Raw genomic sequence first — 12,899 nt, forward strand, 5'->3', positions numbered from 1 at the left:
CCGACAGACGGTGCAGATCAGTACACGACACCATGTTCCATCACTCGCCCCCGGACCATCGCTGTACCGTCTCCGCAGACGATTACGGGGAGGGGTCGAGATGGCCGGACGTTGGTACACAGCCCTGGGCGTGAACCTGCTGCTTGGAGTCCCGGCAATGGTGCCGATCTGGCTGCTCTGGTTCCTGGCAGCGAACTGGGCGGGCCCTCGGGAACCCACGGAGAACGACGGCATGGCCCTGTGGCTGGTGATCATCGTCCCCATCGTCGCTCTTTACCTGCTGCTCTGGTCTGCCGCTAACCGGCCTCTGGCACGCCGGACTTCGCTCGACGCTCGCGGCTACTGGTCGCTCAGCATCCTGGGTACTCTCCTGCCGACCGCCGCACTCATCTTCATCTCACCCTGATCGGATCGGCACGAATTGGGGGGCTGTCGGGGTGCAGCCGACGATCATCGTTTACGCCCGGGCGCGGTCTTCTGCCTGAGGCGTTCTGACGGTGACAGAGCACAGGTGGACAAGTCGGTGGCAGGCTGACCGTCGGTAAGAGACGATCACGACGTGCACGCCCCTGCTCTTGTCGGATGCGCCCCAACTCGTTGGGCAGTGTGGTGCCGTGCTGACGTCGGATCGATGCTTGGCCTGGTGCTCTCCACGCCGGGTCGGGGAGGACGCGTGTGTCGCTCGCTCTGGAAGATCGCTTGGCCATCACCGAACTGGTCTCGCTGCATGGTCATCTTGTTGACGACGGAAGCCTTGACCGGTTAGCAGAGTTGTTCACCGCCGATGTGGTCTACGACCTCACCGACTTCGGCCAGGAGTCGCTGTGCGGAGTGGCGGCCATCCGAGAAGCGGCATGGGCGCTGGGAGCGGCCAACCCTGTCGCGCATCACGTCACCAACGTCGTCGTCACCGCGTCGGCGGACGGGCAGGTTCATGTCCGTTCCAAAGGGCTGGGTATCAAGGCCGACGGCTCCTGCGGTTCCGTCTCCTACGAGGACACCGTGGTGCGCACCGCTGACGGCTGGCGGATCAGCCACCGCAAACTGTCGCCACGCCGAACTCCCTTGGGCGGGATGACAAAGCCCGGCTGACCAGGCGCATCGTGCCTGGTCCTAGCCGGTGAGGATGACACTGTGCAGGCGGGCGATGCCGAGCATGGCATGGTGGACACCATCGCCCTTCAGGCGGCAGACGCGAAGGATCTTCCAGGTCTTCAAGCGGGCGAAGACATGCTCGACACAGGCCCGGACTCTACGGTGGGACGCGTTGTGCTCCTCCTTCCAGGCGGGTAGTTCGTCCTGACCGCGCTCCCGGCGGTGCGGGATGACCAGGCCCGTGCCTTGGTATCCGCCGTCGGCGATGACAACGGCCTTTCCGACAGCGGTTTTCGCTCCGGACAGTTCCCATGCCTTGCAGTCGTTCCGGTTGCCGGGCAGCGGCCGGCCTACGGCGACGACGAGCCGGGTATCGGCGTCGATCACGACCTGGTGGTTGGTCGAGTACCGATACCTCTTCGACTGCTCGGCGACAGCGTGATCACGGGTAGGGACCAGAGTGCCGTCCACGATCAGCACGGCCTCCCTGCGGAATCGCTTGCGCTGCCGCATGGCGAGTAGCGGTCCGAGATGACCAATGATCCGCGCGGCAGCCGACCTGGACACACCAAACAGCGGGCCGAGCTGCCGCAGCGCTTTTCGAGTGACGGCCGCGATCAGAGGGTGAGGTCGTAGTTCCGCTGCTGAGTGCGTCGGGTCACGCCGGAAAACCGTGCGGCGGGGAGCCGCGCCGCATCGGGATACTGGGCCGGTGAGCAACGCCATGGCTGAGTACGAAGCGGATACTGAACTGTTGGAGCGAAAGGTTTACCTCGGCCTGCGCGAGGGCGACCTCGATGCCCAGGACGTCGTTGCCCTCGCCTGCGAACTGCTCGACTGGTTCCATGACACCGACGCCGTCCTGGAGGTCGTCGAGCGGAATCCAGCCGAGGTGTCGCCGGCAGAGATGACTGCCCTGGCCCGGCGCATGCTGGACGAAGTGGGCTTCGATCCCGGCTTCGATCTTGCCCCCGAGCGTTTGGAGACCTTGCGCGCCGCGCTGCGAATTGTGGCCCGTGACCTGCCCACGCGCGGGATCGAGGGCGAACCGGAGATCGAGATCCTGGAAGACTGTTTCCCGGTGGGAGCCGGTGTCCGCCTTGCCGGCGGCGAACGGCTCAGCTGGGGCGGCCCCGTCCTGCCGAATATGTGCGACCACCCGACAATGACACTGACCAGCCTGGCGGTCCTGATCCAGGAGAGCCTGCTCGAATGGACCTGGCAGGTCTGGCCGGTATGTCCCCGGCATGACCTCGGCGTCCACGGCTCGGAGCGGGACGGTGCGGCGGTGTGGTGGTGCCCGGGCGAGGGCGGACACGTACTGGCTCCGGTCGGTGAACTCGCGCGCGCTTTCGGCCGCCGGCACCCCAAGTAGGGCTTGCGATGGGGTGAAGTTGGTTGGGTGCGGCTCCTTTTCAGTCAGCTTGAGGGTCAGGCTCCGAGTTCGTAGTGGTGCTGGTCGGGGTCGGGACAGAGGCGTGCGCGTTCCCGCTGAGCGTGGAAGATCCAGTAGTGCGGGAAGTCTCCGTTGCTGATGAGGGCACGGAGGGTGAGTAGGGCTTCGGCGCCGGGAACGCTCCCTCTGCTGCCGGTGATGTCGAGCCGGTCCGCGATCAGATGGCCTGCTGCTCCTTCGACCATGCCGCTGGCGATGGACCAGCCTGCGGGTGCACCACCACCTGTTGCCTGGCAACTCCGTGGTGTGGGACGGCCATGCACTAGGGACCTGGATCAAGAATCAGCGGGCCGGGGCCAAGAAGGCGCGTGAGAACACCGCACGCCGCGCGGCCGGGGAGACCGGCTCTTTTATGCCGGGAGCTGTCACAGGTCCGTATGGAGGCGCTGGAGGAGATCGACCCCGGGTGGTGCCCGGAGCGGGAGATCAGCTGCGCCGACCAGCGCCTCGTCTTCAGCCGTCATGAGGATCACGCTATCGCCGGATCGACCCCGCACGGGCCGGACTGCACTCGACGTGGATCAACGCACGACAGAACGCGCGACGCGGAATCCCACGTCGTCGACCTGGAAAGTCGGGTGGCTGCGGCGCCGCGCGGAGGCCCGGCAGCTCCAATGCTCATCGAACCAACCACCGCCACGGAGCACCCGATAGGCGCCATAGATCTCGGCGTCGTAGACATCCCAGCACCAGTCCCAGACGTTGCCGAGCATGTCGTAAAGCCCCCACGAGTTGGGGCGTTTGCCACCCACCTCCCGGATGCGCTCGTGCGAGTTACCGCGATACCAGCCGATCTCATCGAGATCCCCGTAGCGCGGCCCGGTCGTCCCGGCCCGGCAGGCGTGCTCCCACTCGGCTTCGGTCGGCAGCCGATACCCGTCGGCCGACGGGTCCCACTCGATGTCTTCGGTCTCGGCACGGAAGTGATACGCGGGCGTGAGGCCGGCGCGCTGGGACAGGACATTGCAGAATCGCGCCGCGTCCCACCAGGAGACGCACTCGACGGGCAACTGGTCCCCAGGGGTGGTACTGGGCCGCTGGCCTGTGATCTGTGCGTACAACGCCTGGGTGACCGGGAATGCCGCGATCTGGTAGGGCGCAAGCTCGACCGACCAACTGCGCTGTGTCCGCCGGTCCGACAGCGTCACCTGCCCCGGCGGGATGGCGATCATCTCGTTCCCCATCACCACGTCCATGATCAGGAGATCCTAACGCAGCCCCCCGCGATCTTGGATGATCAGAGCATGCCCGAAGCCCCTGACATCGCCACGGCCTGGTGCGAGCCAGACAACCTGCCCTTCATCGTCTGCAGTGGGCCGCCCTACAAGGTCTATGCGTCCGGCTACGCCGCCCTTCTCGGCGCAGGAGCCACACCTGAAGAAGCTGCCGCTCTCGTGGTCGCCCATCTGCCGACCGGCACCGCGCGCACAGGAGGTTGAGGCAACCACCCCCTGGGGAATTACGTGAACTCTGTCCTGGGGAATTCCGCGATCGTCCACACACCGCAGTACACCCGCCTGGAGTTCCTGGACAACTACGATGCGCGATTCGTCGTCGTCACCCAGGGCCCGATCGAAGAGGCACTCGCCTACCGACAGCGGGTCGGCAACCAGACGACGTGGTACTCGACTGCCAACAGCTCCTTCGGGGCCGACGTCGGTGAACCACCCGACGCAGGATTCGCGGTCAACGTGTTCCTCCGCGACGGCGACACCGTCTACCGCACCTAGCACACCCACGCCTTCCCGCTGATCGACGCCCTGTCGTGCGGACGGCAGGAGGAGTGGCAGGACTCCCCCGAGGGGTGGCCTCAGTCGCCGACCTACAGTCGGCGGGCAACGTCCAAAGACATCACTGCGCTCTATGGCCCGGACTCCCGCGGCTGAACAACCTGCATCACGGCCGGTGAACGGGTCAACTCGGCTGCGGCGGCCGCCATCGTGCTACGGCACCGCCGGCCCCGCCCAAGCCCGCCAACTCGCCGCGCTCCCCCCGCAGCGACGACGGCCGTCACCTGGACACAGAGAACGCGCTCGCGGCTGTCTGCGCCGACCCCGTCCTCTCAAGGTGAGTTGACGCAGCCCGCCGGATGGGCCCGGTGCACAACCGGGCCCATCCGGACGCAGGACCCTAGTACCAGCCGGTGCAGGTGATCGCCGTGTTGTACCCGGAGTCCCCGCAGGCCCGCATGAGGTAGCCGTTGGCGTCCCTCCAGGCTTCGGTGTGCACGCTGGTTCCCGCGTCGACCTGGCGCCAGCCCAGCTGCGGCTCCCAGGTCTTGCCGCCGTCGTGGCTGCGGTCGACCCAGACGTGCATGCCGACGGAGCCGTTGGTGACCCGGCCCCAGGCACAGGTGCTATTCCCGGAGCCGTTGTACCTCAGCTCGAAGAGCTGACCCCTGGCTCCGACCGCCGAGCGAGCGGTCCCGGTCACCGGGCTTGTGCTGCAGCCGTCCGCGGCAGTGGCGGTCGTAGCTGCTCCGGACATGGCCAGCAGTCCCGTGGTCATGGCCAGCGCCGAGACGGTGGCCGCGACCTTCGTGTTCATGCGCATGTGGCGTGTTCCCCCTTGGGAGCCTCGAGGCTCTCGTGGTCGGTTTCGGCTTGCGAGAACCATCCTGCTGTCGGGTCGTCAGGGGGAACAGTTCACGGACCGTCCACGCGTGAACGGTCCACCGAAAGCCGATCGAGCTGTCGCTGCACCTCCTCGGCCTCCTGGTCACGGCCCTGCCGCCGGTACAGATCGCGGGCTTCGAGCCACACCTCTCGGGCGCGGTCGTGCCGGCAGAGGGCGACGTACGGATGACCGAGCCGCTCAAGCGTGTCGGCGGCCTCGTAGAGGTTGTCGAGATCCCGGTACAGGCCGATGGCCTGACGGTAGTGCTCGACGGCGTCGAGGTGGCGGCCGCTGTGGTGGTCGATGTAGCCGAGGCTGTCCAGGGTCTGCGCCTGCCCGTTCACGTCCCGGTGGTGCCGGTACAGGGCAAGGGCGGCCTGGCAGTGCCGACGGGCGGTGTCGTCGGCTTCGCCGAGGAGCGCGGCGTACCAGCCCACGGCGTTGAGTGCGTTGGCCTCCGCGATCGGCTGGTCGAGCCCGCGGTAGAGGTCCAGTGCGCGCCTGGCGTGCTCCAGCGCCCGACGGCCGTCCGGCCAGATCGACGCAAGCGTGTAGTGCGCCTGGGCCTGCAGGGCGCGATCGTTTTGCTGCTCGCTCAGGGCGAGCGCCTGGTTCAGGGCGTCGATCGCCTCCTGGTGGTGTCCCAGCACGACGTGCGCGCGGCCGAGAAGCCGGTGGGTGAGGATCTGGGCGCCGGGATCGGGAAGCCGACACGCGGAGTCGACCGCGATCCGCCACACGGCGAGCTGGTCCTGGCGGTGGCCTCGCCGGTAGTGGTAGTCGTTCAGCGTCCAGGCCAGCTGCCATGACGTACCGTGCCACGCGTGCGTGACGGCGGTGCGTTGCGCGGCGAGCAGGTTACGGTGCTCGGTGTCGAACCAGTCCATCGCCGCCGGGATGTCGGGCAGCGCCGGAGGTAGGCAGCCAGGGTCCAGCGGTCCGAGCTCGATGGGCTCACGGTGGGAGTCCAGGAGACGGGCGGCGGCATGCGCGGTGTGCGTGTAGTAGGCGAGGGCCCGCCGCAGCGCCGTGCTCCGTGCGTCGTCGGCCGGGGCGTGGGCGGTGGTGGCGTAGCGCCGGATCAGGTCGTGCATCCGGTAGCGGCCGGCTGCGTCCCGGCTGATCAGCGAGGCCTGTTCCAGCCTGCGCAGTACGGCCCTGGTCCGGCTCAGGTCGCGGCCGATGAGGCTGGCGGCGGCCCGTAGGCTCGTGTCGGGCCCGGGGGCGATCGCGAGCAGCCCGAGCACCTCAGCCTCCCCGTCGGTCAACGCGCGATGGGACGACGAGAGCACGGCGGGCAGGCTCGCCGCGGGATCGGCGTCCTCGAGTACGTCGAGGGCGTCGTCGCGCAATTCGTCGGCGAGCTCGGCAAGCGACAGGTGCGGATGGGTGTGGGCCCGCCCGGCCATGATGCTCAGCGCCAGCGGGAACCCGCCGCACAACCGGATGAGTTCACCCACGGCCGCTGGTTCGGCTTCGATACGTGCCGCGCCGAGCCGGGCGACAAGGAGCGCGCGGGCCTCGGTGTCGGGCAGTGTGTCCACGGACAGCAGGTGGGCACCGTGCCCGGTGATCAGGCCCGACAGTCGGTTGCGGCTGGTGACCGCCACGACGCAGCTGTCGCTGCCCGGCAGCAACGGGGTGACCTGGGCGGTGTCGACAGCGTTGTCGAGCAGCAACAGCATCTGCTTGTCCGCCATCAGGCTGCGGAACAACGCCTCCTGCGCGTGCGGGGCGACGGGGATGCGGTCGGGCTCGACACCCAGCGCGTCGAGGAATCCGCGTACCGCCACGGCAGGATCCATCGGATCGCTGTCGGGGCTGAAGCCACGTAAGTCGACGAAGAGCTGCCCATCGGGGTAGCGGTCGGCGTTGCGGTGCGCCCAGTGCAACGCCAGCCACGACTTGCCCACTCCGCCGGCGCCGGCGATCGCGGCGACGACCACGTTGGGCGCCTCACCCGAACCGGCCCGCATCGCGGCGTCCAGCAGGTCCAGTTCCTCCAGACGGCCCACGAACGGCGCGGGCGGGGCAGGCAGTTGGCGCGGCACGGGGACGGTCGAGGGTTCCGCCGCGCCCGCCGCCGCGGCCAGCAATGTGTCCAGTTCCACCGACCGCAGCTCGAGCGCCGCGGCCAGTTGGCGCACCGACGCGAGCTGGGGGTTGCGGCGTCTGCCGGTCTCCATGCCGCGGATCGTGCTGACCGAGACGCCGGAACGCTCCGCCAGCGCCTCCTGGGTCAGCCCCGCGCGCAACCGAAACCGGCGAATCGCCGCAGCGAAATGATCTCCCACAGGAACCTTCCTACCAGGGAGATCAGCCACCCGTGACCGGTTCGACGGCACCGGCCTTCGCGATCGGCGCCGTCTCGCCGATGCTGGCCGTCCACGGGCTCGACGACTTCTTCCAGGTCCGCTCCCCTGGCGCGGCCCCGGACTGGTGGCAGGCGTGTGCATACGTATTTCAAGCCGTGGACGGCTGGTGGCTGCTGCGCCACTACGCCAGCCCCGACGCCCTCGCGCCGCAAGATGCCGCCCCCACGGACGACGACGAGCACCCCGAAGCAGCCGCAGCGCTCGATTGACACATCGGCCGCTACGTCGCCTGCGGCTGCAGGGGATGTGGGCCAGCAGGTGTGATCACGACCTCACACAGGCCCTAGGTGCGACTCCGGCTGCCGATGCCGCCCCCACCGCCTACCCCACGAATACCTTCGACGTGACGTACGGCCAGACATACACCAAGGGCAGCCGACATCCACAAAGCGTTGCTCAAACTCGCCTGCTGCCTCATCACCCATCGGCAACTAAGGGCATTGCGCTGACACTGCAACCGCTGGGCACTCCATGGATGTCCGTGGCTCATGCCATGATCCGGCCTCATGAGTGACCGATCGCTTTCGCCTGCCTGGCTGGCCTCGTGGACAGACAGAGTTTCCGGGACTCTCACGGCCATGACAGGCGAGTTCGAGCATCGGCACGGCTATCCCCCTGGGATCAACCAGGTCCGGCCGGCCGACCACGACGATCAAGCCGCAGCGCGCACGCTCGCCCAAGTCACCCCTGCACCAGCTGACCTGGTCACCTTCTACGAGAACATCGGCGCTGTCAGCTGGGCGGACGTCGGCAACGGCTACTTCCTCGATCCGGCCAGTGACGTCCTGCTGCGGCTCCAGGAGTACGGCGTGGTCGACGTCGGCACGGACCAAAAGGCCGATGGCCTGGTCATCGGCTCGAACGGCGGCGGCCTGATCCACGTCGCGGGGCCCGACGGGGCCGTTTACCGGACGCGGACGGCGTCACTGGACGAACCGGAGTTCGACAAGGTGGCCGATGACCTCCGACAGTTCCTGGAGCTGCTGAAGCGCTCCCTGACAAGGTTCAACGCCAACGGCGACCCGGGACACCTGTAAGCGCAGGCCCCAGCGCCCCTTCTATCAGCCGCTGTCAGGGCCGCGTGATGCCGGATCACATGCCCTCGGTGAGTTTCCGCAGCGATCGAAGCAATGCGGTGCGTTGCGCATCGTCGAGGGGTGCGAAGAGATCCTGCAGTACGCCGATCGACACCTGCCGGCCTTCGACGAGTACGGTGCGCCCCGCCTCGGTGAGGGTGTGCGCGACGCGTCGCCCGTGGCCTGCGGAGCGGACGATGAGCCCACGCTCCACCAGCCGGCTCGCCAGGGTGCCGAACGCCTGATCGCTCTGGAACGTCGCGACGGCGAGTTCATGCCCGGAGGCCCCCGGCATCCGCTCGATGGCACGCAGCGCATCCCACTGAACAAGGCTGACTCCGATCTCGCGCAGCGCGGCATCCATCGTGCGGTGGTTGCGGTACTGCGCCCGCTTGATCGCCAGTCCGAGAGCTTCCAGGTCGGTCGTCATACTGCTACTGTATCAACAAGTTTATATCAACATGCTTACTCACCAGGGAGCATCATGCCCATCGCCCTGCCCGAGGACCTGCCCGTCATCCAGGCCGGCCCGCCCGCATCACGCACAGCACTCGTACTGCACGGCGGAGGCGGACCCCGCACCGTCGCGCCCGTCGTGGAGCACCTCGCCGCCACCATGCACGCCATCGCGCCCACACACCCCGGCTGGGACGGCACACCCCGCCCCGACTCCCTCACCTCGGTCGCACGGCTCGCCGCCGCCTATCTCACCCGTCTGCTGGAGCACAAAGAGCATGACGTCGTCCTGATCGGATCCTCGATCGGCGGATGGATCGCACTCGAGATGGCGGCGCAGGCCGTCCACGACCAGCGCTACGCAGGACTGATCACAGCCGTGATCGACATCGACGGCGTCGGAGCAGAAGTAGAAGGCGAGCCCATCGCAGACTTCTTCGCCCTCGACGCCCGCGCCCTCGCCGAAGCCGCCTGGCACGACCCGGAACGCGGATACATCGACCCGGCCGGCCTCACCGACGAGCAGCGCGCGATCCAGCAGGCGAACGCACGCACCATGGCCGCCGTCGCCGGCACGAGCATGAGCGACCTCACGCTGCTCGGCCGGCTCGGCGCGGTGAACGTCCCGACGCTGGTGGTGTGGGGCGAAAGCGACCGGATCGTCACACCCACATACGGACGGGCCGTCGCCCACGCGATACCCGGCGCACAATTCGCCGAGATCCCCAAAGCCGGCCACCTCCCCCACCTCGAAGCCCCCAACGCCACCTGGGCAGCCATCGACACCTTCCTGACACAGCACTGACAGGACACCGCCAGACCTGCGCCGACCCCGCGGGCTCCAGCCTCCATCGTGTCGAGAACAACCGGCTCATGCCCGCCGGCTTCCTCTGGGCCTTCTCAGCCCTCCAGACATCACCCGGAGCAAACGCTCACTACCGCTGCCGACGCGAGCACGGCGAGCGGCACAACGCCGCCCGGCGCCACCTGCTCAACCGCTTCCTCGGCCAGCTCCACCACTGCCTGCAGACCCGGCAGCCGTTCGATGAACAACGCGCATTTTCACCGCTGGTTCAAGCATCCGCGTGACGCGGGATCCGGCCGCGAGCTGCGCCATCCGCACACGGAGAGTTAGTCAGCCAGGGCGCGGAGGTCAGCGTCCAGCATGCGGATCAACTCGCCAACCCGTCCGCCGCCATCCGGCGCTGCCGGGAAGCGTTTGAGCACGTCAACGACGACCGGTGTTGCACGGGGCATCATCCGCTTGAGGCGTTCAGCACCGACGCTCCGATCGTCGTCGGCGACGATCTCGGCCGCTCGGGCTGCGTAAGCGCCGGCTCCGAGAATGTGCTTGACCTGGGTGGCCTTGGCCAACGGATGCAGATAGGCGGCGCCTGCCGCAGACATCGCTGCCCACGCTGCCTCGCGCGCAGCCGCCGTATGCGCGCTCTTGGCCGCCTTGAGGGCTGCCGACGCTGTGTCGCGCAAAGACTTCCCGCGCTCCCCGCCCCGGGCGAATGCCCACGCGGCACTGATGGCATCTCGAGGCCGCGAGTCGTCCGGCTGATCAGCCTCAAATATTTCCAGGACAACCTCCGCGCATGCCGCAGCGAACGCGGTGACCTCACGAAGATCCTGCTTGCTCAGAACGATCTCGCTCGCTTCCCCTGTCATGCCCCCATCCTGGATGATTCCCGCCGGACAGCGCGGCGGGAAGGCGGTCTTGGCCGTAGGGCTTGACTTCTTAACCCCTGAGATGTCTTGACCGACGTCGTAGGCACCGCCCGCCCTGTCACCACTCCCCCGGTCACCTCTCCCCCGGTGCCGCAGCCCGCCACTGCGGCACCGGCCCCTGGACGAGAGCGCAGCCCACCCCTGTGATCGGAGCACAAGCGGTCCGCCAACTGGTCCTAGCTCGGCCACTCCACAGCAGCCGCCAACAGCACTCCTCTTCCCGTGGGCAGCTGATCACTCCCCCCCTCTTCGTCCGCCCCGGCGCGGCACCGGTTCGCCTGCCGGTGCCGCGCCCTGCCCGAAAGGCCGTCCGCCCATGCCCGCACGCGCCCTGTCCGACTGCGCCGCACGCACCGCGCTCGCCGCCCACTTCGCCCCGGCCAACTCGCCGCCGACCTCGCCAAGTACACCCCGGCCGAGGTGCGGGCCCGGCGCGTCCGCAGCGACAGCAGCGGACTCCTTGCCTCCTACCGCCCATCCGAGGAACTCGCCCGAGCAGAGCTGACCTGCCCGTCCGTCATCCCCACGGACGACGAACGGCCCACCGCCCTCACCGACCTGGGGCCCGCATGCCCGCCGGGTCTGTGGGTCCGCAGCCGTGAGCGACTTGGGCGACTGACCGACAGCACGGTCGCCGTAACCGGCAACCGGGTCCCCACCGCGCGCCAAGCACTCGGCATCGACGCCACGGCCGGGAAGGCCACCGCCTACCACCGCACCCGTGTCGCCACCGCGACCGCCGTCGCCCTCCATCGCAGCGGACACACGCCGCCGATGACCGACAACAACCTGGCCGACGCAGTGCTCGCCCCGCACTTCCCCTCCTCCATCCCCAGCGCGGAGACCCGCGCCTCCATCCATGCCGCGCTCGCCGTCCAGCACGCCGAACACACCGTCACCATCACCCACTGACCAGCCACCCGCCCCGACCGCGGGCCGCCCGCGCGGAAGGAACCCGATGTTCCTCGTCGCGCCCGACCCCGCCCACGGACTCGTCACCGCACCGCAGTCCCCTGGCGACCTCACCCCCGCCACCCCACAGGCCCTGGCCGCCCAAGGGTTCACCTGGAACAGCGAGACCGACGCCTACATCCGCCCCGCCGACCACAGCCCCCAAGCCGTCGACGACACCACCGACAGGCTGCGCGGGCTGGGGCACTACGTCTTCTCCACCCACACGCCGGTACACAGGAGCTGACCTCCATCCCGGCCGGCCTTTACCGCCGCCTCCCGCCCCTTGGGCAGAGGGAGTTCCGCCATGACCCGACACACCCAGCCGCAGCAGCCCGCCCGGTACGCGGTCGCCGAGCACGACGGACACCACCAGGCCGTGGACCAGCGGCTACAGGTCGAGGACGGCGCACAGCGCCTGGTCCACCCGGGCCATGGTCTCGGCAGGGACCGTGCCGCGGCAGCTCGCCCCGTCGAAGCGCGTGGTGCGCAGCTGCTGGAGGTTGACCGCGACCGCGGTCGCCGGAACCGGATCTCCTACCACGACGGACATGGCGGTGTCGGGGTAGCGGGCCGAGGGGTACAGGACGATCGCGAGGACCGCGCCGTAGGCCTCCTCCAAGCCGGTCAAAGAAACGATCAGAACGTCCCGGCCGTCGGGCAGAGTCCAGATCTCACCGCGTCTCACCGCAGGGCGTCGCCCTCGCCCGCCAGGTCATCGCCGAGACCGAGCGCCGCGAGCTGGCGCGCAGCATCGAGAGTGGCCTGACGGCGGGCGGCACGCACCACATACGCGTTCAGGCTCATCCCGGCCGCCTCGGCACCCGCCCGGATCGCAGGAGCGACTTCATCGGGAATGCGCAGCGTCATGACTACCGTCATGCCATCAGGCCAGCCACCAGTCGATGGTGGCGTAAAGCGCTGACATGCATGAACGGGGCACGGAAACGCATGCGGCGCTCTCCGGCAGCGGGGCTGTGGCGGTCCGCCGCCCTTGCCCCGCGTCCCGGGGCGGCAGGCCTGCACCCCGGACACCGCATGCCCCCAACCATCACGATCCGTACCAGCCCCGTCCGTACCCCACACGCGTGACGGTCGGCATTCCGGCGGGGCCGACCGTCACTGAAATTCCGCTGCGCC

General features: G+C 68.6%; 17 protein-coding genes and 3 pseudogenes. 11 read left to right on the plus strand and 9 right to left on the minus strand.

Translation table 11 applies throughout. The annotated features are described in order from the left end of the window. Positions 1–100 precede the first annotated feature (100 nt). Positions 101–406 carry a hypothetical protein gene (locus tag CRP56_RS45325; protein WP_097275933.1) on the plus strand — a complete coding sequence of 102 codons (306 nt, stop codon included), beginning with the start codon at positions 101–103 and terminating at the stop codon, positions 404–406. Positions 407–675: 269 nt separating this feature from the next. Then, complete coding sequence (locus CRP56_RS45330; protein WP_097275935.1) at positions 676–1,092, plus strand: nuclear transport factor 2 family protein; 417 nt, start codon at positions 676–678, stop codon at positions 1,090–1,092. Positions 1,093–1,113: 21 nt separating this feature from the next. Here CRP56_RS45330 and CRP56_RS45335 read toward each other — a convergent pair whose 3' ends face one another. Further along, complete coding sequence (locus CRP56_RS45335) at positions 1,114–1,821, minus strand: transposase (RefSeq protein WP_257042387.1); 708 nt, start codon at positions 1,819–1,821, stop codon at positions 1,114–1,116. Between CRP56_RS45335 and CRP56_RS45340 the strand changes: the two genes are divergently transcribed. Continuing rightward, the gene (locus tag CRP56_RS45340; RefSeq protein ID WP_097275937.1) at positions 1,808–2,470 is read left to right on the plus strand and encodes a hypothetical protein; all 663 of its coding nucleotides are present in this window, start codon (positions 1,808–1,810) and stop codon (positions 2,468–2,470) included. The genes CRP56_RS45335 and CRP56_RS45340 overlap by 14 nt on opposite strands. Positions 2,471–2,526: 56 nt before the next feature. On the opposite strand, the pseudogene CRP56_RS45345 reads toward CRP56_RS45340, so the two are convergent. Both CRP56_RS45345 and CRP56_RS45350 read right to left on the minus strand, forming a co-directional pair. After that, positions 2,527–2,760 (minus strand): annotated as a pseudogene (locus CRP56_RS45345) (ISKra4 family transposase); the annotation flags it as partial. Positions 2,761–3,072: 312 nt separating this feature from the next. Then, positions 3,073–3,747: a formylglycine-generating enzyme family protein gene (locus CRP56_RS45350; RefSeq protein WP_097275941.1), complete on the minus strand. Its 675-nt coding sequence runs from the start codon at positions 3,745–3,747 to the stop codon at positions 3,073–3,075. A gap of 48 nt (positions 3,748–3,795) precedes the next feature. Here CRP56_RS45350 and CRP56_RS47375 point away from each other — a divergent pair, with 48 nt between their 5' ends. Both CRP56_RS47375 and CRP56_RS45355 read left to right on the plus strand, forming a co-directional pair. Continuing rightward, on the plus strand, positions 3,796–3,990 hold the full coding sequence (locus CRP56_RS47375; RefSeq protein WP_143665031.1) for a DUF6193 family natural product biosynthesis protein: 195 nt from the start codon (positions 3,796–3,798) through the stop codon (positions 3,988–3,990). A gap of 60 nt (positions 3,991–4,050) precedes the next feature. Further along, positions 4,051–4,437, plus strand: a pseudogene (locus tag CRP56_RS45355) (DUF899 family protein); the annotation flags it as partial. 244 nt (positions 4,438–4,681) lie between these two features. On the opposite strand, the gene CRP56_RS45360 reads toward CRP56_RS45355, so the two are convergent. Together CRP56_RS45360 and CRP56_RS45365 are read right to left on the minus strand one after the other, a co-directional pair. Next, positions 4,682–5,104 (minus strand): glycosyl hydrolase, encoded by a 423-nt coding sequence (locus tag CRP56_RS45360; RefSeq protein ID WP_097275943.1) that lies wholly within the window; start codon positions 5,102–5,104, stop codon positions 4,682–4,684. Positions 5,105–5,196: 92 nt separating this feature from the next. After that, positions 5,197–7,512 (minus strand): ATP-binding protein, encoded by a 2,316-nt coding sequence (locus CRP56_RS45365; RefSeq protein ID WP_257042389.1) that lies wholly within the window; start codon positions 7,510–7,512, stop codon positions 5,197–5,199. Between CRP56_RS45365 and CRP56_RS45370 the strand changes: the two genes are divergently transcribed. Both CRP56_RS45370 and CRP56_RS45375 read left to right on the plus strand, forming a co-directional pair. After that, positions 7,494–7,751, plus strand: coding sequence for a hypothetical protein (locus CRP56_RS45370; protein WP_179851413.1), 258 nt, complete (start codon positions 7,494–7,496; stop codon positions 7,749–7,751). The genes CRP56_RS45365 and CRP56_RS45370 overlap by 19 nt on opposite strands. Before the next feature lie 369 nt (positions 7,752–8,120). Continuing rightward, positions 8,121–8,579 (plus strand): SMI1/KNR4 family protein, encoded by a 459-nt coding sequence (locus CRP56_RS45375; RefSeq protein WP_097275947.1) that lies wholly within the window; start codon positions 8,121–8,123, stop codon positions 8,577–8,579. 55 nt (positions 8,580–8,634) lie between these two features. On the opposite strand, the gene CRP56_RS45380 is transcribed toward CRP56_RS45375, so the two are convergent. Next, the gene (locus CRP56_RS45380) at positions 8,635–9,048 is read right to left on the minus strand and encodes a MarR family winged helix-turn-helix transcriptional regulator (RefSeq protein ID WP_097275950.1); all 414 of its coding nucleotides are present in this window, start codon (positions 9,046–9,048) and stop codon (positions 8,635–8,637) included. A 54-nt stretch (positions 9,049–9,102) separates the two neighbouring features. Between CRP56_RS45380 and CRP56_RS45385 the strand changes: the two genes are divergently transcribed. Together CRP56_RS45385 and CRP56_RS45390 are read left to right on the plus strand one after the other, a co-directional pair. Further along, positions 9,103–9,879, plus strand: a complete 777-nt coding sequence (locus CRP56_RS45385; RefSeq protein WP_097275952.1) for an alpha/beta fold hydrolase — start codon at positions 9,103–9,105, stop codon at positions 9,877–9,879. Positions 9,880–9,929: 50 nt separating this feature from the next. Next, a pseudogene (locus tag CRP56_RS45390) lies at positions 9,930–10,163 on the plus strand (IS110 family transposase); the annotation flags it as partial. Positions 10,164–10,205: 42 nt separating this feature from the next. Here the strand turns inward: CRP56_RS45390 and CRP56_RS45395 are convergent. Next, positions 10,206–10,748, minus strand: coding sequence for a putative immunity protein (locus CRP56_RS45395; protein ID WP_097275954.1), 543 nt, complete (start codon positions 10,746–10,748; stop codon positions 10,206–10,208). Positions 10,749–11,228: 480 nt separating this feature from the next. Here CRP56_RS45395 and CRP56_RS45400 point away from each other — a divergent pair, with 480 nt between their 5' ends. Both CRP56_RS45400 and CRP56_RS45405 read left to right on the plus strand, forming a co-directional pair. After that, on the plus strand, positions 11,229–11,720 hold the full coding sequence (locus CRP56_RS45400) for a hypothetical protein (RefSeq protein ID WP_097275956.1): 492 nt from the start codon (positions 11,229–11,231) through the stop codon (positions 11,718–11,720). 46 nt (positions 11,721–11,766) lie between these two features. Further along, complete coding sequence (locus tag CRP56_RS45405) at positions 11,767–12,006, plus strand: hypothetical protein (protein ID WP_097275958.1); 240 nt, start codon at positions 11,767–11,769, stop codon at positions 12,004–12,006. A 144-nt stretch (positions 12,007–12,150) separates the two neighbouring features. Here CRP56_RS45405 and CRP56_RS45410 read toward each other — a convergent pair whose 3' ends face one another. Together CRP56_RS45410 and CRP56_RS45415 are read right to left on the minus strand one after the other, a co-directional pair. Beyond that, positions 12,151–12,390, minus strand: a complete 240-nt coding sequence (locus CRP56_RS45410; protein WP_257042391.1) for a hypothetical protein — start codon at positions 12,388–12,390, stop codon at positions 12,151–12,153. 53 nt (positions 12,391–12,443) lie between these two features. Beyond that, a complete protein-coding gene (locus CRP56_RS45415; protein WP_257042396.1) occupies positions 12,444–12,641 on the minus strand; it encodes a type II toxin-antitoxin system HicB family antitoxin in 198 nt (65 codons plus the stop codon). Between the last annotated feature and the right edge of the window lie 258 nt (positions 12,642–12,899).

It is taken from the genome of Streptomyces sp. TLI_55, assembly GCF_900206255.1.
GTDB lineage: Bacteria > Actinomycetota > Actinomycetes > Streptomycetales > Streptomycetaceae > Streptomyces > Streptomyces aquilus.

Coding starts and splice junctions, on each gene's coding strand:
- CRP56_RS45325 (WP_097275933.1), top strand. CDS start 101: ATGGCCGGACGTTGGTACACAGCCCTGGGCGTGAACCTGCTGCTTGGA.
- CRP56_RS45335 (WP_257042387.1), bottom strand. CDS start 1,821: ATGGCGTTGCTCACCGGCCCAGTATCCCGATGCGGCGCGGCTCCCCGC.
- CRP56_RS45350 (WP_097275941.1), bottom strand. CDS start 3,747: ATGGACGTGGTGATGGGGAACGAGATGATCGCCATCCCGCCGGGGCAG.
- CRP56_RS47375 (WP_143665031.1), top strand. CDS start 3,796: ATGCCCGAAGCCCCTGACATCGCCACGGCCTGGTGCGAGCCAGACAAC.
- CRP56_RS45360 (WP_097275943.1), bottom strand. CDS start 5,104: ATGCGCATGAACACGAAGGTCGCGGCCACCGTCTCGGCGCTGGCCATG.
- CRP56_RS45375 (WP_097275947.1), top strand. CDS start 8,121: ATGACAGGCGAGTTCGAGCATCGGCACGGCTATCCCCCTGGGATCAAC.
- CRP56_RS45380 (WP_097275950.1), bottom strand. CDS start 9,048: ATGACGACCGACCTGGAAGCTCTCGGACTGGCGATCAAGCGGGCGCAG.
- CRP56_RS45385 (WP_097275952.1), top strand. CDS start 9,103: ATGCCCATCGCCCTGCCCGAGGACCTGCCCGTCATCCAGGCCGGCCCG.
- CRP56_RS45395 (WP_097275954.1), bottom strand. CDS start 10,748: ATGACAGGGGAAGCGAGCGAGATCGTTCTGAGCAAGCAGGATCTTCGT.
- CRP56_RS45405 (WP_097275958.1), top strand. CDS start 11,767: ATGTTCCTCGTCGCGCCCGACCCCGCCCACGGACTCGTCACCGCACCG.
- CRP56_RS45415 (WP_257042396.1), bottom strand. CDS start 12,641: ATGACGGTAGTCATGACGCTGCGCATTCCCGATGAAGTCGCTCCTGCG.